At 56.2% G+C, this 19896-nt stretch carries 20 protein-coding genes; 7 read left to right on the top strand and 13 right to left on the bottom strand.

Annotation, left to right across the window (positions count from 1 at the left end; genetic code table 11):
- Nucleotides 1-9: 9 nt before the first annotated feature.
- The 12 genes from DXX99_RS07255 to DXX99_RS07200 all read right to left on the bottom strand — a co-directional run bounded on the left by DXX99_RS07255 (nucleotide 10) and on the right by DXX99_RS07200 (nucleotide 13867).
- On the bottom strand, nucleotides 10-870 hold the full coding sequence (locus DXX99_RS07255; protein WP_115792833.1) for an ABC transporter ATP-binding protein: 861 nt from the start codon (nucleotides 868-870) through the stop codon (nucleotides 10-12).
- Entirely contained in the window at nucleotides 867-1688 is an 822-nt protein-coding gene (locus DXX99_RS07250; protein WP_115792832.1) for an ABC transporter ATP-binding protein, read from the bottom strand. Before DXX99_RS07250 ends, DXX99_RS07255 begins: the two co-directional genes overlap by 4 nt.
- An 11-nt stretch (nucleotides 1689-1699) precedes the next feature.
- On the bottom strand, nucleotides 1700-2776 hold the full coding sequence (locus tag DXX99_RS07245; RefSeq protein WP_115792831.1) for an ABC transporter substrate-binding protein: 1077 nt from the start codon (nucleotides 2774-2776) through the stop codon (nucleotides 1700-1702).
- Nucleotides 2777-2784: 8 nt separating this feature from the next.
- The gene (locus tag DXX99_RS07240; protein ID WP_115792830.1) at nucleotides 2785-3897 is read right to left on the bottom strand and encodes a FecCD family ABC transporter permease; all 1113 of its coding nucleotides are present in this window, start codon (nucleotides 3895-3897) and stop codon (nucleotides 2785-2787) included.
- Between the two features lie 24 nt (nucleotides 3898-3921).
- The gene (locus DXX99_RS07235; RefSeq protein WP_115792829.1) at nucleotides 3922-4992 is read right to left on the bottom strand and encodes an ABC transporter substrate-binding protein; all 1071 of its coding nucleotides are present in this window, start codon (nucleotides 4990-4992) and stop codon (nucleotides 3922-3924) included.
- A gap of 14 nt (nucleotides 4993-5006) precedes the next feature.
- Nucleotides 5007-6071 (bottom strand): ABC transporter substrate-binding protein, encoded by a 1065-nt coding sequence (locus tag DXX99_RS07230; RefSeq protein WP_115792828.1) that lies wholly within the window; start codon nucleotides 6069-6071, stop codon nucleotides 5007-5009.
- A 6-nt stretch (nucleotides 6072-6077) separates the two neighbouring features.
- Nucleotides 6078-9941 (bottom strand): cobaltochelatase subunit CobN, encoded by a 3864-nt coding sequence (cobN, locus tag DXX99_RS07225; RefSeq protein WP_240610860.1) that lies wholly within the window; start codon nucleotides 9939-9941, stop codon nucleotides 6078-6080.
- Nucleotides 9942-10089: 148 nt separating this feature from the next.
- A complete protein-coding gene (gene lysS / locus DXX99_RS07220) occupies nucleotides 10090-11559 on the bottom strand; it encodes a lysine--tRNA ligase (protein ID WP_115792826.1) in 1470 nt (489 codons plus the stop codon).
- Nucleotides 11560-11565: 6 nt separating this feature from the next.
- The gene (gene greA, locus DXX99_RS07215) at nucleotides 11566-12045 is read right to left on the bottom strand and encodes a transcription elongation factor GreA (protein ID WP_115792825.1); all 480 of its coding nucleotides are present in this window, start codon (nucleotides 12043-12045) and stop codon (nucleotides 11566-11568) included.
- Nucleotides 12046-12080: 35 nt separating this feature from the next.
- Entirely contained in the window at nucleotides 12081-13160 is a 1080-nt protein-coding gene (locus DXX99_RS07210; protein ID WP_115792851.1) for an NAD(P)H-binding protein, read from the bottom strand.
- Nucleotides 13161-13292: 132 nt separating this feature from the next.
- Nucleotides 13293-13550, bottom strand: a complete 258-nt coding sequence (locus tag DXX99_RS07205; RefSeq protein WP_115792824.1) for a YlmC/YmxH family sporulation protein — start codon at nucleotides 13548-13550, stop codon at nucleotides 13293-13295.
- A 5-nt stretch (nucleotides 13551-13555) separates the two neighbouring features.
- On the bottom strand, nucleotides 13556-13867 hold the full coding sequence (locus DXX99_RS07200; RefSeq protein ID WP_115792823.1) for a hypothetical protein: 312 nt from the start codon (nucleotides 13865-13867) through the stop codon (nucleotides 13556-13558).
- A gap of 161 nt (nucleotides 13868-14028) precedes the next feature.
- Between DXX99_RS07200 and DXX99_RS12015 the strand changes: the two genes are divergently transcribed.
- The 7 genes from DXX99_RS12015 to DXX99_RS07170 all read left to right on the top strand — a co-directional run bounded on the left by DXX99_RS12015 (nucleotide 14029) and on the right by DXX99_RS07170 (nucleotide 19441).
- Complete coding sequence (locus DXX99_RS12015; protein ID WP_115792822.1) at nucleotides 14029-14652, top strand: response regulator transcription factor; 624 nt, start codon at nucleotides 14029-14031, stop codon at nucleotides 14650-14652.
- Between the two features lie 344 nt (nucleotides 14653-14996).
- Entirely contained in the window at nucleotides 14997-15548 is a 552-nt protein-coding gene (locus tag DXX99_RS07190; protein ID WP_134642964.1) for a hypothetical protein, read from the top strand.
- A 70-nt stretch (nucleotides 15549-15618) separates the two neighbouring features.
- Entirely contained in the window at nucleotides 15619-16137 is a 519-nt protein-coding gene (locus tag DXX99_RS07185) for a hypothetical protein (protein ID WP_115792820.1), read from the top strand.
- Between the two features lie 80 nt (nucleotides 16138-16217).
- Nucleotides 16218-16781: a hypothetical protein gene (locus tag DXX99_RS07180; RefSeq protein ID WP_115792819.1), complete on the top strand. Its 564-nt coding sequence runs from the start codon at nucleotides 16218-16220 to the stop codon at nucleotides 16779-16781.
- A gap of 66 nt (nucleotides 16782-16847) precedes the next feature.
- Nucleotides 16848-17111, top strand: a complete 264-nt coding sequence (locus DXX99_RS11330) for a hypothetical protein (protein ID WP_134642963.1) — start codon at nucleotides 16848-16850, stop codon at nucleotides 17109-17111.
- A gap of 320 nt (nucleotides 17112-17431) precedes the next feature.
- On the top strand, nucleotides 17432-18352 hold the full coding sequence (locus DXX99_RS07175; RefSeq protein WP_165847763.1) for a signal peptidase I: 921 nt from the start codon (nucleotides 17432-17434) through the stop codon (nucleotides 18350-18352).
- A gap of 39 nt (nucleotides 18353-18391) precedes the next feature.
- Entirely contained in the window at nucleotides 18392-19441 is a 1050-nt protein-coding gene (locus DXX99_RS07170) for a DUF5305 family protein (protein WP_115792817.1), read from the top strand.
- 5 nt (nucleotides 19442-19446) lie between these two features.
- On the opposite strand, the gene dut is transcribed toward DXX99_RS07170, so the two are convergent.
- Nucleotides 19447-19896, bottom strand: a complete 450-nt coding sequence (gene dut, locus DXX99_RS07165; protein WP_115792816.1) for a dUTP diphosphatase — start codon at nucleotides 19894-19896, stop codon at nucleotides 19447-19449.

The raw sequence follows: 19896 nt of genomic DNA, 5'->3' as shown, positions 1-19896 counted from the left end.
TCAACCCCCTCAGCCCATAACTTTACCGGTGAGCTCCACAAAGACGTCTTCCAGGTTGGTGCGCCGCACCGTGACATCCCCCGGCAGGTTGTCGGCGTAGGCACGAGCTTCGGCACGGGAAGGGAAAAAGAAGCGGCGGGTCTCCTCACCGGCGAAAAACTCCACGCAAAAGCTGCCCAGGCGGGCACAGAGCTCGCGCGGCGAACCCAGAGCGATAATCTTCCCCCCGTCGATCACACCCACGCGGTGGCAAAGGCTTTCCGCCTCCTCAATGTAATGGGTAGTGAGAAAAACGGTAACTCCTTCCTGATTTAAGCGCTGAACGAGATCCCATATCCGCCGCCGGGTAGGCGGATCAAGCCCAATGGTAGGCTCATCTAAGAAGAGGATCTGGGGCCGGTGCAGCAGAGCCCGAGCGATTAAGAGCCGCCGCGCCATGCCTCCGGAGTATACCTGCACCTTGCGGTCGGCCCACTCCTCCAGGCCCACGTAGGCCAACAGCTCTTCAATTCGGCGTCGGCGCTCTTGCCGGGGTAGCCGATGCAAAAGGGCGTGCAAAAGCAGATTTTCCCTTCCAGTAAGCTCTTTTTCCAGGTTGTTTACCTGCGGAACTACCCCGATAAGCCGCCTCACCTCCACCGGGTGGCGGTCCACCCGATACCCCCCCACCCACAATTCCCCGCCCGAGGGGCGAGCTAGGGTGGTGAGCAGGCGGATGAGGGTGGTCTTCCCCGCCCCGTTAGGGCCCAAAAGCCCGAAAATTTCCCCCCGCTTGACGGTAAGATCTACCCCTTTAAGCGCCTGCACCGAGCCGTAATTTTTAGTTACACCCCTAATGACGATAGCCGCTTCTTCCCTGAGGTCTGTCATTGGCTTCTAACCGCCACCCTCGCTTTTTCCTGCGCCTTCTCACTGGAAGACACCGGAGCTACCGGCGTTATTTGCAGGCCCCAGGGAGTCTTGGTCACCACCGCTTCAACCCCGTACACTACCCGCAGGTTCTCCGGGGTCAGTACAGACTCGGCGCCTCCGGCCGCGAAAATACTCCCCTGGTGCAGCAGCAAAAGCCGGTCGGAAAAGCGGCTGGCCAAGCCCAGATCATGCAGAACCATTACCACCACGCATCCTTGCTCCTTGGCTAGCTTCCGCATGAGGGCCAGAACCTCCAGCTGGTAGCGCAAATCCAGCGTGGCCGTCGGCTCGTCGAGCAAGAAGACTTCCGGCTCCTGCGCCAGAGCCCGAGCAATCAGCACCTTTTGCCGCTGGCCGCTGGAAAGCTCGTTGAGCTGCCGCTCGGCCAGCTCGGTAAGGCCCAGATACGCCAGGGCTCTGGTCACTACCTCCAGGTCGCGCGGCCCCACTCCCCAGGTGAGGTGAGGACGGCGCCCCTGAAGCACAGTCTCGAGCACCGTACAGGGAAAGGCCTGTCCGCTGCCCGGTGGAGGTACGTATCCCAGCAAGCGCCCCACTTCCCGGCCTTTCAAGCCGGCCAGGTCTTTGCCGTCCAGGAAAACCGTACCGACATGGGGCTTCAGCACTTTGGCTAGGCAGCGTAGCAGAGTGCTCTTACCCGAACCGTTGGGTCCGACTATTCCTAAAACCTCTCCCGACTGAACGGCAAAGGTCACGTCTCTAAGGGCCGGCACACTGCTATAAGCAAAGCCTAGCCCTCTTACTTCCAAGCGCATCTTCTCCTCACCTATTCCTGGGGATACACCCAGATTCCCTTCAACTCCTCGCCGTAAAACCGCTTCAGCATATCCCGATGCAATATCCCAGGGTCTATATCTTTAAAGAGCTCTGGGTGGAACCACTTGGCCAGGTAATAGATCCCAACCGCTCCCTGGGGAGCACAAGTGATTTTATCGCTTATGAGATAAACCCGGCCGTTTTTGACCGCGTTGGTGTTTTTGAGTGCTGGCCGGTTCATGATCTCTTGGCGAATCTCTTCCAGTTTCTTACTATCACCCTTCCAGCCCATAGTCGGAGCTCCCACATACTTAATAATGACGTCCGGATTTTTAGCCGCCACCCACTCCGGGGTAACCGTGGGGTAAGAGGTGCCGAGCTCCGCTGCCAAATTTACTCCCCCAGCCCACTCGATCAAGGGATGGGCACCGGATCCCTTTCCGTGCGTCTTCCAGTTCCCCAGGCTCGACTCCCAGTAAACCTTGGGCTTTTGAGCAGCCGGAAGACCAGCCACGCGTTTCTTAACCTCATTCCACTGCCGCTCGATAAAGCTGGCGTACTCGTCGGCTCGTTTCTCCGCTTTAAAGACTTTTCCTAGAGTCCGGATCTCTTCTCCCAGAAGTTCGGTCTTGTAGCCATAGATTTTCAGCACCGGGATTCCGGCCGTCACCAACTGCTCCCTTATTTTGGGCTCCAAAAATCCCTCGATCACGAGGTCGGGCTTAAGAGCCAGAATTCCTTCTACGCTTGGGGTGTTAGAAGGCCCAACGCTGGGCAACTTGGTCACGTACTCCGGCCATAGTACCTTGGTTTTGGTATGCTCGTCTATGCCCACCACCCTGCTTTCAGCCCCAAGCGCCTGGATAATCTCCGCCGCGTAACCTCCCAGAACCACTACGCGACTGGGAGGAGAAGGGATCAGAACCTCGCGCTCCTCTACCTGCCCGCTGGCGGTAACCAAGCGCTCCTTAACCGGAATCTTCTGCGGTCCAGTCTCCTTAGTACCAGACCCGCACCCCGCTAGCAAAAGGGCCGCCAAAAAGATTCCTAGAACGACTTTCGCGACCAGAAACTTGCTTCCAGACATTCTCGCTTTCACCCCCACCACTGGCGCCTTTTCTTAATCAAGAGGTAGATAAAGAAGGGAGAACCCATGAAGGCGGTGATGATCCCCACCGGCAGCTCGGTGGGCGCTATGATGGTCCTGGCCAGGGTGTCGGAAAGCAGGAGCAGCACCGCTCCCATGAGACAAGAAGCGGGGATGAGGAAGCGGTTGTCGCTGCCGATGACCATGCGACAGATGTGGGGCGAAACCAGCCCGATGAAGCCGATAATCCCGGTGAAGGCCACCGCTGAGGAAGCAACCAGCGTGGCAAGGCCCAGAGTCGCCAAGCGCACCCGCTTAACGTTCACCCCCAGATTGGCCGCCACTTCCTCTCCCGCTCCTATGACGTTGAGATCCCAAGCGTAATAAAGCAATCCGCCGATAGAAATCAGCACGATGGGAACGAGGATGGACACCGCGCCCCAGCTGGCCCCCCAGAACCCCCCCATCAACCAGACCACCAGCTCCCGCAAAGATTCGTGGTTAGAGATATATTTCAGAAGCGATACCCCGGCCTGAAAAAGATAGCCGATGGCCACCCCTCCCAGAACCAGGACCTCCGGCGCCAAACCCTTAAAGGTGGCCAGGAGATAGGCCAGGATCATGGTCAGAGCTCCGAAGATGAAGGCATTGGTAACGATCAGCCACTTGGAGAAGGCAAGATAACTGCTCCCCAGAACACCGGTGCCCAGAACGATGGCCAGAGCCGCCCCGAAGGCTGCGCCGCTGGAAAGCCCCAGAGTGTAGGGGGAAACCAGGGGGTTACGCAGAACCCCCTGCATTACCGCCCCGGCTCCGGCCAAGCTTATCCCGGTTAAAACCGCGAGTAGAATGCGAGGGAGGCGGAGCTGCCAGACGATAGTTTCGGCCAAGGCACTGGTGGGAAGCCATTTAAGTCCTAAATGCGCCAAAATGGCTCCCAGCACGTCCCGGACTCCTATTCCAGCGGCTCCCACAGCCGTGGAAAAGAGCGTCGCGAGCCAAAGCAGCACCAGCAAAGAAAAGAGGAAAAGAAGCTTGCGGCCGGTGTGCCGGGAGTAAACCGACTTGATGGCCGGCATATCCTTTGCCGAAAGCCCTTGAAGCTCCACCAGGGTATTCATAATCCGCCCCTCATTTCCAGAACCCTACTTTTCCGGATAGACCCATACACCCCGGGGCTCCACCCCATAGAACTTGGTCAAAAGCTCCCGGTGAACGGCTTGCGGATCAAGATCGGTAAAGAGCTCCGGATAGAACCACTTGGCGTAGTAGCAGAGCAGAACAATATCGCGGGGCGAGCCACTAATCTCGGTGGAAACAAGATAGACCCGGCCTTGCTTCACCGCTTCCAACTTATCCCAGCCCGGCCGCCTCATGAGCGCCGCACGGATCTCTTCGAGCTTCTTGGTGTCTGTGACACCGTAGCCCATAGGAGCCTTGTCTTTCAAGATCTCTTTAACTATCACCTGAGGATTTTTCTGCAGTACCCACTCGGGGCTAACGCGAGGGTATTTGCCCGGCTCGTTGGCGGCCACGTTTATCCCGCCAGCCAAGGTTACCCGCTCATCCCCGCCGCTCCCCTTGGAGTAGGTAACGTAATCGCCCGTGCGACCCTCTAGATAAACCCTCACCTTTGCCTCCGGCTTGAGTCGCCCGATTCTTTCTTTTATAAGCTGGCGGTATTTGTCCACCACCGCCAAGTAGTCTTCGGCCTTTTTCTCCTGATTCACGATTTTGGCCAGAGTGCGGACGTCGGAAGAGAAGGTCTGGGGCTTGTAAAGGTCCAGGTAAATCAGGGGAATACCCGCAGCCTCCAGCTGCTCGGCAATCTCCTTTTTAAGCGCTGGGCCACCAGAAGGGCCGTAAGCGAAGACCGCATCGGGACGCAAAGCAATGATTTTCTCAGCGCTGGGAGTGAAAGTGGGGCCCACCGTTTCTTTGCCTCGAACCTGGGGAGGAAACTGCTGGCCCTCTGAAACTGCGATTATCCGCTCCCCGGCTCCCAGGATGTAAAGCATTTCGGTAACATTGGGGTTAAGACTAACTATCCGGGTGGGAGGAGAAACCACTTCCACCTGCCGCCCGTAAGAGTCGGTTATGGTGATCTTCTGAGCTTTCTCCGCCACCGCTCCCGGCTGGCTTTTCCCGCAGCCGGCGATGAGCCCCAACAAAAGCAAAGTCCCCAGCAACCCTTTAATACCCCACCGCAAGCGCATCTAGAACTACCCCCTCAGCTTTCCGGATAGGCCCAGACACCCTTGAAAGGCACCCTAAGCCACTTCTCGAAGTATTCCTTCAGGATCTGCTCGGGCTTCACGTCCTGAAAGCGCTCCGGATAAAGCCACTTAGCGATGAAGATGGCCCCCAAGTAGCTCTTGTCTCCGCCCAGAAGCTTGGTGCTTAAGAGGTAAACGCGCTTCTGCTTGGCCGCTTCCGTCTTGCTCAGCACCGGGTTGCCAAGCGCCTCTTTCTGGATGGCAGCCGCTTGAGCTGTGCTTTCCGCCTTGTAGCCCATGCCACTCTCCTGCAAAACTCCGATAAGTATCACCTGGGGATTCTGCTGCAGAATCCATTCGCTACTTACCTGGGGATATTCCTTGAGTTCCCTGGCTACGTTCAGCCCCCCACCCAGCTCTATGGCCTGAGCCGTGGCCGTACCCTGTCCATAAGTCTTCCAGGCACCTTTGCGCAGCGCGTTGTCCCAGACGGCAAACACTTTGGGCTTGTCCTTGTCAGTCAGGCCCTTGAGCCTATCGTTCAGCAGGGCCAGCTTTTCCTGCTTCCACTTGATAAATTCCTCTGCTTCTTTTTCCTTACCGAAAATCTTGGCCAGGGCCCTGAGGTCGCTATCATAGGTCTCGGGCTTATAAAAGTCCAGTCGCACCACCTTGATCCCCGTCGGTTCCAGCTTCTGCTCCAGCTCTGGTCCAGGCCACTTGCCGTAGGTGATCACCGCCTGGGGCTTGAGTTCCACAATTTTCTCCATACTGGGGTTGTTCCACTTTCCCACCACCGGCTTGTCTTGCAGGCCAAGGTAGGGATTCTGCTGTACCGTGTCCCCTACTCCTACGATGACGTCCTGCACCTTGAGGATGCGCATAGCCTCGGCCGCGTCCCCGTCCAGCACCACTACCCGGTTAAGTGGAGTGGGCACTTCGACCGTCTTGCCGGTGGAATCGGTAATGGTCACCGCGGCTGGTTGGGAAGGAGCGGGCTTCTGCCCGCAACCGCCCAGGAAGGCAACCGTCACTAACAGCAGCAGAATGGCACCGATTATTACCCCATGCTTCCGCATCCGGCTCTAACCTCCTAGCTTCGCTTTAATTTCTTCCATCTTGGCCTTCCAATCGGCCACTTCCTCCGCCGTCAGGATGTCGATGGCCCCGCCCTGAAAGTCTCCCTCCACCTCCCCCATGCGCTCTTCCATCCACCCTTCTATTTCCAAGTAGATTTCCTTCAGGCCCCTGAGCACTTCGGGATCGGCCTGCCACAATCCCCTCCCCTCAGCCTCCAGGAGCCTCCGAGCAATTTCTTCCAGAGCCCAGGGGTTGTTCTCCTGGAAGAAGCGGCGGCTCTCTTCGTTGAGGACGTAGGTGCGGGCGATCTCGTCGAAGATCCAGTCGTCCACTTCCTGCGTGGTGGCCTCCCAGCCGTAAACCCGCCCTATGCGCTTGGAGATGTCCCCCGCACCTTTGTAGCCGTGCCGCTTCTGTCCTTCTATCCACTTGGGGTTTAAGAGTTTGGTACGCACCACCCGCCGGATCTCCTCCGCCAGGGTGCGTACCTCTACGCTCTCCGGCTCGCGGGTGTCCCCGTAGTAGGTCTTGACCGGTCTGCCCGAAACCACCCGGGCCGCTGCCGTCATGCCGCCGTGGGTGCCGAAGTAGCAGCAACAGCCGAAGAGGTCGTACTCGTCGGTTACCGTCTTGTTATAAGTGACCTCCACGTGCTGCAGGTTCTCTTTCAGCTGCTTAAAGGCTTCCTTGCCGAAGACCCCCTTGCCGTAAGCGTAGCCGTTCCAGTAGATGAAGATGTCGGCCAGATCCTTCTCATCCTTCCAGGCCGAGGCGTAGACCGCCAGATTCACCCCTGCCTGGTAGGTGCCGGGCTTGGAGGCGAAGATGCGCAAGGTGGCTTCCCGCCAGGCCTCCGGGGCGTCCTTATCCCCGAGCTGGGCCAGGGTGTGCTTGCGCACGAAGTTCTGCTCCGGAGGTTCGGGCAGAGCCGCCACCGCCTGCACCGCCTCGTCCAGGAGCTCTATGCAGTTGGGGAAGTTGTCCCGGGTGATGCCGGAAACCCGCACGGTCAGATCGATGCGGGGGCGCCCCAGCTCCTTAAGCGGTATGATCTCTATCCCCGCCACCCGACCGTTGGGAAGCCATTTGGGTTTCACTCCCAGGAGGTAGAGCATCTGCGCCAAGCCCTCGCCGTCGGCCCACATGATGTCGTTGCACATCCAGTAGAAGGCCACACTCTCCGGGTAGCGCCCTTCCTCGTTGAGGTGTTTGAACAGAAGTTTTTCCGCCAGGCGCCTGCCCACCTCCCAGGCGGCTTTGGTAGGTACCCGGTGGGGATCGAGGGAATAAAAGTTGCGGCCGGTGGGGAGAACATCGTCCCGGCCCCGGGTGATGAGACCGGAGGGCCCGGCCGGTATGTACTTAGCATCAAAGCCTGCCAGCAAGGCCTCCATCTCGCGGGAAGCTTCCAGTCTCCCCACCAGGTCAAGCACGCGGGGGAGACAGGCGTTTAGTTTCTCAAGATAAGCCGGGGCCAAAAGCTTATCGCCCAGAATTTCCTGGGCTTGCTCCAGGGTCACCTCCTGCCCTTTGAGCAGAAGGGAGAGGAAGGCACGGGCCTTGCTCTCTATCTCCTCCAGCAAAGCGCCGTAAGAGCGGCCGTACCGGAGCGAGAACTTCTCAGGCTGCTTTAGGAGTTCCCCAAGCTCCAGCCCCATGAGGCGGGCCACCGCCTTGCGCAAGGAGACTTCTTCTCCGGCATCGAAGCGCAGGATGGAGTAGAGGAACTCCAGCCGGCGCTCCCCTTGCGGGAGTTCTCCGAAAATGTGCTGCCCGTCCTGGATTTGGGAGTTGCGCAGAAGACTAAGCACCGCGTGGGCTTTCTCTACCACCTGGTCGAAGTTTTCGTGCCCTTCGGGCAAGGGGATCTGGGTCTCCAGGTGGGCCTTCCTTATCTCCTCTTTGATGAGGTGCTCCAGGGCGTGAGCCCGGGCGGGATCAGCCAGCTTGGCCTTTTCGTACTCCTCCAGATACCGCTCGAGCTCCGCCAGTTCGTCGTAAAGGCCGCTTTGGGTCATCACCGTTTGCAGGTGGTCCACCAAGGTGGCGTAGCTTCGCCGCTTGGCGATGGTACCTTCCGGCGGGTTGTCGGAGTTGTAGATGTAAAGGTGAGGCAAGGTACCTATGGCCAGGTCGGGAAAGCAGTCGCCGGAAAGCCCCACCCCTTTACCCGGCAAAAATTCCAGGTTGCCGTGCGTTCCTACGTGCACGATTACATCAGCGCCGAAGTCCCTTTCCAGGTAGCGGTAGGTGGCCAGGTACTGGTGGGGAGGAGGAATATCGGGGTCGTGGAGGATCTTACAGACCTGACCGTCGCAACGGGAACCGGCACAGCCTCTTTTAGGCTGCACGCAGACCACGGCGTTGCCGTACTGCACGCCGGTAATGATAATTTTTCCCTCGTATACCATGGCGGCGGGCACGCCGTTCTTAGCTTCTCCCGGCGGCTCTCCCCAGGCCTCGATCATCCTATCCTTCACTTTGGGGGAAAGGGTGTCGAACCACCGCCGGTACTCTTCCACCGGCATGAGCTTCAAAGCCCCGCCCTTTTTGACGATCTCCGCCGCCGTGGTCCAGCGGAACTCGGAGATGGCCTTGCGGCTCATGATGGTTTCGATGAGCTCTTTGCCGTTTGCCGGAACCTCGACCTCATAGCCCGCCTCCCGCATGCGGCGCAAGATCCGGGCTACGCTTTCCAAAGTGTCGAGGTTGGCTCCACCCCCCACGGTGGCCTCCACCGAAGCACAGGGATTGTTGTGTAGGATAAAGGCTACTTTGCGCTCGGAAGGCGGCTTCTGCCCCAGACGCACCCAGGCAGCCACCCGGTCGGCCAGCCGCTCTATCCTCTCCGGAACGGGCCTCCTTATCTCCAACTCCCCTTCCCGGCGGGCCGCCCCCAGAAAGATGGGCTCGATCACCCCCTCGAACTCGGGCAAAGCAATGGTCCAGGAGATGTCTTGAGAAAGGCCCTGGGGATCGTCCTCCCACTCCTCCAGCGTCTTGTAGAAAGAAACTACCGGCTGAAAGACGGGGACCCCCAGGCGCTTTAAAAGCCTGACCCCCGCTTCGGCCACCTCTTCCCGGTGAAAGTCGTCGGTGCGCGCGCGGGCCGACAGGAAGAAAGAGAGAAGCTTGACTAGGGCCACGATGCGAGGGCGCCCCTCGTTAAAGAAAAACTCCTCCACTACCTCCCCCGATCCCCGTGTCCCTAAAGAAGCGTCCTTGAGGGAGTAGCAAAAAGCGGGGATTACCCCTAAGCCCCGCGCCTCTAAAGCTTCGATAAGTCCTTTTTCTATGTCCAAGGTACCGTTGACCCACTGGTGCCGGCCGAAAAGAAGGCCTACCAAGGGGCGATCCCGGTGGGGGTACCAAGCAAGATAATCTTCCACGTGCGCGAAGTGGCCTTCCGCCTGCGGGTGGTAGATTCCTTCCCAGGGAAGGACCAAAGGGGGCTCCACGGGGATCTCCAGACCTAAAGTTTCCGCTGCTAGGTAGTTAATGAGGCGGGCGAAGTTCTCCGGACCGCCCTGCACCAGGTAAGTGTAGGCTTGGCCCACCACTTCCGGGGATACTGTGGAAAGGGCCCAGTAGGCAGGATCGTGGGCCATCCAGACAACCGGACGGGAACCGAGTGTCTTGGCCTTCTCCTCCAGCTCACTCCAAATATCTTCGCCTGCCGAGCGGTAGAAAAAGACAAGGTCCGCCTGCTCCAAGGCGGACAAAGCTTCACCGAGATCCTCTTTGCCTTCGGCAAGATAGCGGGCGGAAAAGACGCGCAGTTCCAGTTTCTGAGGGTTCAAGAGCTTGGCTGCCCGGCGAAAGGTAGTCACGTGGCTGTGCCAGACCACGGCCACAATCTTTCGCTTCACTCTCCCCACCCCTTCCAAGCAAAAAGCGGAACCCCGGGAAAGACCTCCGTGGTCCCGCTTTTCCCCGGCCTTCGTGCCGGGCTTACTTCCTATGAATTTTTAACCCAAATTTTAAACCAGGGTTAACACTATGGTGTTAACACTATGGTCAATCGCGCGGGCGGTGCAAGGGGAAAAGAATGACTTCCCGGATGGAGGGAGAGTTAGTGAGCAGCATGACCAGGCGGTCGATGCCGATGCCCAACCCCCCTGCCGGCGGCATGCCGTACTCCAGCGCCACCAGAAAGTCCTCGTCGAACATGTGGGCCTCCTCGTCCCCCGCCCTGCGCTTTTCCAGCTGCTTCAAAAACCTTTCCCGCTGGTCCAGGGGGTCGTTGAGTTCGGAGAAGGCGTTGGCGATTTCCCTTCCCCCGATGAAGAGCTCGAAACGGTAGGTAAGCCGGGGGTCTTCCTTCTTGCGCTTGGCCAGAGGGGAGATGTCCACCGGGTAATCGAGAACGAAGGTGGGGTTAGTGAGCTCCGGCTCCACCAATTGCTCGAACACCTCGTTGACAATTTCCCCCCACAAGGTTTTCCCTTTGAGTTCCACCCCCAGCTTTTCCGCTGCTGCCCTGGCTTCGCCTGCTTCCATGGAAGCAAAGTCTACTCCCGTCTTCTGCCGCACCGCCTCCAGAAGAGAAATTCGCCGCCATGGGGGCGTAAGGTCTATATCTGCTTCCCCGTACTTTATCCGCCAGGTTCCCAGGACCTCTTTTGCTACCCAGGTGATGAGCTCCTCGGTGAGCTTCATCATGTCTTGGTAATCGGCGTAGGCCTGGTAGAGCTCCAGCATGGTAAACTCGGGGTTGTGCTTGGTCGAGATCCCTTCGTTGCGGAAGTTGCGGTTGATCTCGTAAACCTTCTCGAACCCGCCCACCAGCAGACGCTTGAGGTAAAGCTCCGGAGCTATGCGCAGGTAAAGCTGCATTTCCAGGGCGTTGTGGTAGGTAATGAAGGGGCGCGCCGCTGCTCCTCCCGGCAGCGGCTGCATCATGGGCGTCTCCACTTCTAAAAAGCCGCGTTCGTCCAAAAAACGTCTGATAGCCCTGATGATCTGGCTGCGCAGGATGAAGATCCGCTTAACTTCCGGGTTGACGATGAGATCGAGGTAGCGCTGGCGGTAGCGCAGGTCTACGTCGCGAAGCCCATGCCACTTCTCCGGCAACGGGCGCAGGCTCTTGGCCAGAAGTTCAAAACGCGCCACCGCTATGGTTATCTCGCCGGTGCGCGTTTTGAAAACGCTCCCCTTTACCCCGATGATGTCACCCAGATCTAGCTTCTTGAAGATTTCGTAAGCCTCCGAACCCACGGCGTCCTGGCGCACCATTATCTGGATGCGCCCGGAGAAGTCCTGGAGGTCGGCAAAAGTCACCTTGCCGTGACTACGCCGGGCCATAATACGCCCGGCCAGGCTCACCTCCCGTCCTTCGAGCTCGGAGAAACGTTCGCGCACCTCCTCCGCCAGATGGGTGCGCTCATAGCGGCCGCCATAGGGTTCTATCCCTTGAGCCCTAAGCTCCTCCAGCTTCTCGTACCTTACCCGGATGAGGTCGGTGAATTCAGGCAAAACCTCCGGCATGGTGCTTTACTCCCTCGCAATTTCTAGGATTTGAAACCTAAGCTTGCCGGCGGGCACCTCCACCTCCACAGTGTCTCCCTTCTTTCTGCCCAGCAGGGCCCGTCCCACCGGCGATTCGTAAGAGATGCGATGAGCCGCAGGATCGGCCTCCTCCGAACCTACAATGGTATATTCGTACTCCGCCCCGTCCGCCAGGTCCTTCAACCGGACCGTAGAGCCGATCGTCACTTCCTCCGTACCTATCTCCTCTTGGTCTATCACCCGAGCGTGGCGGAGTATCTTTTCCAGGGTAATAATGCGCCCTTCTACGAAGGCCTGCTCGTTCTTGGCATCCTCGTACTCCGCGTTCTCCGAGATGTCGCCGAAAGCCAGGGCCTGCTTTATCCGCTCGGCCACCTCCCGCCGACGCACCGACTTCAAAAGCTCTAGCTCTTCCTCCAGGCGCCGCAGGCCCTCGGGGGTGAGCACGATTTCCTTTTCCTTCATAGACTTTCATCTCCTTATCCTTAAAACCTTTAGGCCTAAACGGCCTTGCGCTTTCGGTGAGCGTGTTCCCTTACCCTTTCTATGTCCTCTGGAGTTAAAGCCCGCTCGAAGCTGCGGAAGCCGGCCAGCTTAAAGCCATGCTTGTGGGCCAGCCGGGCTATTTCCTCCACTTGCTCCACCGTTAGATCCCGGCCCAGAGTATAGGACTCGTAGCGTCCCTCCAGGGCCAGAATCATAGTTTCGGCCATGCAGGCGTAGGCCATGCGCGGAGGGAAGCCGAAATTAAAGTTGAAGTTAACTTCTCCTGGAACCTCCACCACCCCTCCCTCGATTACCAGCACATCAGGGCGCTCTACCGCCACCCGGCGGGAAACATCCCGAGGACGGGCCACATCGCACACCACCGCGCCAGGCTTCAAATCTTCGGGCTCGATGATGGCCTCCACCGCGCTGGTGACCGTCAAAACCACGTCAGCACGCCGTAAGGCCCCCTTGAGATCGTCGGTTATTTTAACCGCCAAACCCGTCCGGTGTCTTATTCTCTCGGCCAGGTTGCGGAGCCTTTCCAAGTTGCGCCCCACCAAGGTCAGGTCCTGGGCCTCCCGAGCTAAAAGCTCAGCGCACACACTGCCTATGGCTCCTGTAGCTCCTATCACCGCCACCGCGGCTTCTTCCAGTTGGTAGCCCATAAGCCGGGCCGCCTCCTTAGTAGCCTCCACCGCCGTGGCTACCGTATAGCTATTGCCCGTGGTGACGGGGATATTCAAGCGCCGGGCTACGGTTACACCGGCGTCCCCCACCACCTTGGTAAAAGCCCCCAGGCCCAGGATCTTGGCTCCCAGCTTCTCCGCCAATTTTCCCGCCTGCACTATTTTCTCTAAAACATACTCAGGGGGTAGGCTCATAATCTGGCGAGCAGTGAGGGGGCAAGAAACGAACCACCCCTCCGCCTCCGCGTAGGGAGAACGCACTCCCGTGATGTGGGAGACCTTAACAGGGGGTAAAAGCAAGAGCATCCTTTCTACCCAGCGATCCGGGAGGAAGCGGACAAAAGGAAACTTCCTGGCCACGTCGCTAACGTCTAGTGGGTGTATCACGAAGGCAAAGCGCTCCACTTTCCGCCTGCTGCCACCCCGGTTTGGGTGACACCAGGCGCTCGCCTCCTTTCGAAGCTTGAAAACTCGGCCCTTTCCGGCCGCTTGCTTAATATAGCATATTAGCAAAAAGCTCCGCCCCTGACAAGAAGGCTAGCGAAGGCGGGGATAGGTGCGGTCCAGATCCACCACTACTACTTCCGCCCCGATTTTTTTTACCGCCTCCCAGGGAATCACTAGCTCCTGGCGATCGAACCACAAGGTAAAAAGGTTTTGGCGCTGGGGAAGAATAATGCTCTGAAGCCGCCCCGTCTCGGCATCGAAACAGAGGTCGGTCTCCCCGATTACCCCCAGCCGGGCTCCATCGTGCAGGTTCACCACTTCCTTTCCCACCAGCTCCCCCAAGCGCACGCTTCTCACCTCCCGAAGCGGCGGTAAAGTTCCAGAAGCCAGGGTTGAAGCAGGGCAAAGGTCAGGGCTACGGCTGCCAAGGGCTCGAAGGTTATCCCCCTAACGGATACCCGCGAAGGCAAATTTATCCCCAGAAAGTCCACGAGCAGGGAGAGGGCCAGGTAAACCCCTCCCGCCACTCCCAACAGGTTGAGAATGGCCCTGGCTAAGGGTGAAAGGCGGGGACGGCCGTCGATTTCTTCCAGGGCCATCTGTCGCGCCCGCAGCCGCAAAGAGAGGAAAAGGGCCAAAGCGAACAGGAGCCAGAAGCTGAGCAATTTTGTCCACCCCTCGCTTTCATCTTTACGAGGGGAGGTAAGAGGATATTCCAGGGAAGCACCCTTCCTTCAGGCAGGAATTAGGAGAGAACAGGAAGAATAACCAGGGGATAAGGAAGCAGTTCTACCTTTAAATGTTGCCTTGACATGGAGGTGCCTCTATGGCACTCGTCAGGGTCTTTATAGCAAGCGATTCCCTCAACTACAAGGAAGCTCTGGGGAAAATGCTAAAGAAATTACCCCACATCTTTAAGGTGGAGGGTTCCTCCGACCTCTTGGCGCTCGAAGAAAAGGTGGTCGAGTCCCAGCCGGACGTCGTCTTGTGTGCTATTAAGGGTAATGACATACCTGTCTCGCTCCTGGGTAAAGTCAAAGGGCAATGTCCTCAGACAACGATTGTAGTGGTAGCTAAATCCCACAGAACCGCTGATCTCACGGCTATGTTAGAAGCCGGCATAGATGCGTACATTGGAACAATTGCTCCTGGGTATCTGGTTCGCATTCTGGAACTGGTCTGTCGATCCGATATAGTGGTTTACCCGAAGCTGCTAATAACCTGCGCAAGAGAAATGGGGACTGCTAAAGAGCTGAACCAGGTAAACCTAGCTCAGTACAACTTGACTCCCAGGGAAAGGGAAGTGTTTAACCTTCTCGTCAAAAAGTACTCTAATAGAGAAATTGCCAGAGAGCTATTCATAAGCGAGTCGACGGTAAAAACACATGTACGCAACATATTTAGAAAAATTGGAGCAAAAAGCAGAAATACCATAAACACGCGAGAGTAGACCACAAACTAGGCTTACTGCTTTAGGCTTTCGGCTACCGTTCTTCAAAGCCCTCCTGCTTCCTGTAACCGGGGAAGCCTTATTTAGCTTTTGGGACGATAAAAGGGCGAGATCGAGTAGGAGAAGGACTCATCCGACCTAAGCCAGCGGTAAACCCGAAATCTCCTCCGCTAGCGGCATTTGTCGTAGAAGAAGGATTAATACTGATCATCCTCCTTTCACCCTCTTTCTACCCTTTATTTCCTACCTGTGGGAGGAAGGACTTCCTGTAGCATCCTTGGTACTATTTGGGTAAAAGAAAGAACATGTGCAGAGATCTTAAGGATAGGGGAGTAGAGGCAAAAATGAGGTGGAAGCACAAAGGGAAATCTCAGACAGGCCTTATTCTCGCTACCCTGGTCCTTCTGTTAAACGCGATGGGGGTGGGCCTGGCCGCCTGGCAAGAAGGGCTAGTAATGAAGGGAACGGTGGCCACCGGCGAGATCGATCCGGTTTTTACCAGGTGCGAAGTGGCTGGTGAGAGTTGTGCGCCTAGCCGGGCAAGGACCTGGATAGTAGACGGTGGGAAGAGACTGATACTCGAAGTGCAAGACGCCTACCCTGGCTACTACGTGCGCTTCCGTTACAGGGTAGCCAACTTAGGCACAGTACCGGTACGGTTCGTGGCAGAAGCGCACAGTGCCAACCCGGCCATTCTAATAGACCTGACCCAGCCGACCGGAATTATTGATGGACGAGGAAACTACCTGGAAGGGGACTTGAGTCTCACGGTGGGTGCGGCCGAAGAGTGCAAAGACTATTGCTTCTCGGTTTGCCTTTCCTTCCAGCAATGGAACGCGGGTAAACTCTTACAACTTCACCTGCCGAAGGGGGTGGGAGTCGCTACAGGAGAGTGATAATGAAAGAAGCACCGGGTTGTGGAGAGCACTTTAACCGCAAAAACCTTACCAAAGGGGGAAGTGACAAATGAAGAGGGCCAAGTTTCTCAGCCTGGTCATGGTGATAGCGCTCGCGCTTATGGGCGCTGCCTATGCTGCTTGGACGGAAACTATTAATATCAACGCCTCGGTAGCCACTGGTACCTACGACGTAACCTTCTCCAGTGTTTCTACAAATGATGTGGGTGATACAGTAGACCCCGGAGCCGACAAGAATGTGGGAAAGACAGAAGCAACGATCAGCGAGGACGCCAAGACTATCACCGTCACCGCGGAGAACACCTACCCGGGTTATAACGCTGAGGTAACGTACAAAATCAAGAATACCGGAACCATTCCTCTTAAAGTGCAGAGCATAGAGATCAACATTCCCGAAAGCGATAAAGGCAAGATTGAGGTAACCAACGAGCAGGACATAGCGGGCAAGGTGCTAGACCCCGGTCAGGAGGCCGAGGGCAAAATTAAGCATGTAGTAACCGACAACGCTGTCGAGAGGGCTAGTTATTCCTATACCCTCAAGGTGAACACCATTCAGTGGAACAAGTAAGCCTCATCTGTGCCCGGCAGGTGAGCTAAAAGCTCACCTGCCGGGTAATTCTAAGCTTCTATGCTGGAGGTGACCCCGGCATGGGGAAGAGGGAGAAGATCCGGCTCCTCGCCGCGGTGCTGGTTACAGCTCTGGTCCTGATGGGAGCAGGATACGCTGCCTGGAGCAAAAGCCTTCAGATAAGCAGCACGGTAGCTACCGGCGAGCTGAGCTGGAGCTTCACCGGTATGGGAAGTCAAGATACCGGAAACGACTGGGTATGTGACCCGGGCTTCAAGAAAATCCGGCAGGTGGACAAAGATGTGGCTCGAACCATCCTTGCCTTGGCCAATCCGGATGCAAGCGGCCGCTACAAAACCCTAGAAGTGACCGTTGCCAACGCCTACCCTTCGTACTACAATAGGATATTCGTCGAGCTAACCAACGACGGTACTATCCCGATTAAGATCAAAAAGCCCGTTATCGATAAGCCGAGGGAAGTGAGCGTGGAGCTGCGGGATAGGGATAAAATAGAAGAAATAACGGTTCTTCCTGGAGAGTCAAAAAATATCTCTTTCCACTTCCGCGTTAATGGCAGCGCCAAAGAAAATACCACCTATAAATTTACTATTTCCTTTGCGGCTACCCAGTGGAACGCTAAGTAAAGACTATTTTTAAACTCCGGGCGGGTTAACCTGCCCATTTACTTCGCTAAGGTAGGTGCTCAAGCTATGGCGAAGAAAATTGTATTACTTGTTTTTACCACCTTCTTTGCCCTGGCCCTTTTGCCGGGAGGACTGGGCGCCTGGCGCCAAGATCTCGAAATTAATGGTACCATTCACACCGGAACCTGGAAGCTAGAAAAAACTGCTGTTTTTCATAATATACCACACGATAAACTAAATACAACAAATGTCCTACCGGTGCCTAACCAGGAGAAGGAACCCCGCAATTTTGAACATGAATCGGTAAGTAGTAGCACTTATAAAAGTTAAAATCTATCCCGCAACCGAAAGGAGCACAGTTACCACCAGTGAAAGAAAACATCTCTCTCACAAAAATATCAAGACTCCACATCGCAATCTTAATAATCATGCTACTTGCTATTTATTTTTTGGTTAACTATCCTTTTCGCTTCAAAGTAACCCCGCTACTTACTTATGTGCTACAGCCTTTATTGTGGAGCACCGTGGGACTTTACGTTTGGTATCTGCCACGCGTGCGGCCAGCAGGGCGGCTTCGTTTTCTCCCCTTGCTAAACTGGATGGCCTTATCCTGCGCCGCCCTTTATCTTCTACTCCTGATGGTAGGCGGTATGTTAGAAGGAATAGGTAGAAGTCCTTATTCTTTTACGCCTCTGGGCATAACAACTAACATGATTCTGGTCGGCACTTCTCTAATCGGCACGGAGCTCTCCAGATCGTTACTGGTAAACAGTATAGCTCGTCGGCGTCCGAACCTGGCCATTGGACTCACGACCGCATTCTTCACGGTCCTCAGCCTGCCGCTGGCCAAAGTAAGCGTCCTGCAAACCGGTATTGACTTCATTAAGTTTACCGGTGGCCTTCTTCTTCCCTCCATTTCCGAAAACGCCCTGGTTTCCTACCTGGCTTACCTGGGCGGGCCTCTACCCGCCATGATTTATCGGGGGGTGCTACAGGCTTTCTTCTGGTTCTGCCCCTTCCTCCCCGACCTAACCTGGGCAACCAGGGCGCTTCTATATTCTTTTACTCCTATTCTCAGCTTAGCGGTTATACACTATGTTTACTCAAAAGAATCCAGGGAGCACCGAAGAAAAAGCCTGGACAGAGAAAACGACGTTCTCTCTTGGACCGCCATCAGCATTATTTCCGTCTTGCTGGTATGGTTTTCGTTAGGTATCTTCCCCTTGTACCCCTCGGTTATTCTTAGTGACAGTATGCAACCCGGTATTAAGAAAGGAGATATCGTATTGATAAAGAAGGTAAAAGATGCAGAAAGGGAGATAAGGCTGGGAGACATCGTTCAGTTTCGCGTTGAGCAAAACTATATTACCCACCGGATAATAGAAATTAGAGAAATTAAAGGAGTGAAACTTTACACCACTAAAGGAGATGCTAACAGAGCTCCGGACCCAGAGCTAGTTCACCCGGAGCAGGTAAAAGGCAAGGTCATTTACGTGGTGCCCAAAATCGGGTGGGCCGCCCTGTTCCTAAAAACGCTAGTGCAGGAAATGAACCTCAAAGCACAGAACTAAAAGATCTTAGCCCTGCCTGCATCCGAATGGAGGGAGAAGGTGAAGCTCTACCTGAGCAAAAAAACAAGACTCGCACTAATCACCTTACTGGCCCTATCCCTAATTGTTTTCTTTTCTCTCTTGCTTAAAGCCCTAATCCGACCCGTCATGACCGAGGAGAAAGTGCCAAAGTATTCCTATACCCAGCAGGCCCGGGTGGACTACAAAGTCTCCCTAAAGCCTAACAGCCTCTACCCTGAGCAATACCTGGAAGCAGGAAAGGTTTACCTCACCAACTTCGTGAATTACATCGATACCACCCTTACGTACGAGTTTACCGGGGAGCGGGCGGCCGAGGTTAAGGGAAAGTGCGAAGCAATCGCCACGATAGAGGCCATGGTAGGAAAAGAGCACCGCAAAGTTTGGCAAAGGGAATTCGTACTCCTACCCCCCCAGGAGTTTAGCGGGAGTGGCCAGACGGTCTCTTTCCACCATAGCCTGCCCATCAGATTCCAAGACTTTAATGAGTTCGCTAACAAGGTCATAAAGGATTCGGAGTTGATACCGGACGAGGTGAGAATGACCATATACTGGAACATCCTAGTTGAGGCCGCTACAGACAGCGGCGCGGTAAGAGACCAAATAGCCCCGGTCATGGTCATTCCCCTGGTGCAGAAAGCCTTTCAGATTGAAGGAGAACTAGCCAAAGAAAAATCGGGCGCAATAACCATAGCGAGACAGGTACCGGCCAAGGTCAATAAGCGAGCCGTTGCCCTTTACGGCGCTCTTGCCGGTTTGTGTGCCGTTGGGCTGGTGTCGGTGCTATTCCTTACCTCCGGAGAGGGTCGCAAACCCTGTTCCCTACAGCAGGAAGTCAACACCATCCTCAAGAAGTACGGTGACCGCCTAGCGGTGATTGAAGGGGAGGCCCCCACGGCTTTCGAAAGCGCAATACCGCTCAGGTCCATTGAAGATCTGGTGCGGGTTGCCGACGAACTGAGCAAGCCGATAATATACAAGCCCCCTTCCGGCCAGGAGGATCTCCCTTTTTTCTATGTGTTAGCCGAACCAAATATAGCATTCGTTTATACACCTAGACCCAGGGAGTAAAACCTTCACCGCCCGGTGTGGCCGAAGCCCCCTTCTCCCCTGATGGTCGAATCGAGGCTTTCTACCTCCTGCCAGACCGCTCGGGCCACCGGCAATACTACCAGTTGGGCTATGCGATCCCCCCGGCGGCAGGTCCAGGGCTTGTCCCCCAGATTTATGAGAATAACCTTTATCTCTCCTCGGTAGTCGGCGTCTATAGTGCCCGGAGAATTCAGCAGGGTGACGCCGTACCGCAAGGCCAGGCCGCTGCGGGGCCTAACCTCGGCCAGGTAACCTTCCGGCAGGGCCAAAGATATACCGGTAGGTATGAGCTCCCACTTCCCTGGCGGGAGGGTTACAGAAGCGACGCAAGCAGCGTAAAGGTCCAGTCCGGCGGAGAGAGGGGTGGCGTAGGCAGGCAAAGGAAGGTCGGCGGCGTGGGGGAGGCGGCGGATGGGGATTATCACTTCTCGCAA

It is taken from the genome of Ammonifex thiophilus (genome assembly GCF_003368535.1).
GTDB lineage: Bacteria > Bacillota > Desulfotomaculia > Desulfotomaculales > Ammonificaceae > Ammonifex > Ammonifex thiophilus.
The sequence above is the reverse complement of the archived record's forward strand: the minus strand, read 5'-3'. Positions and strand labels throughout refer to the sequence as shown.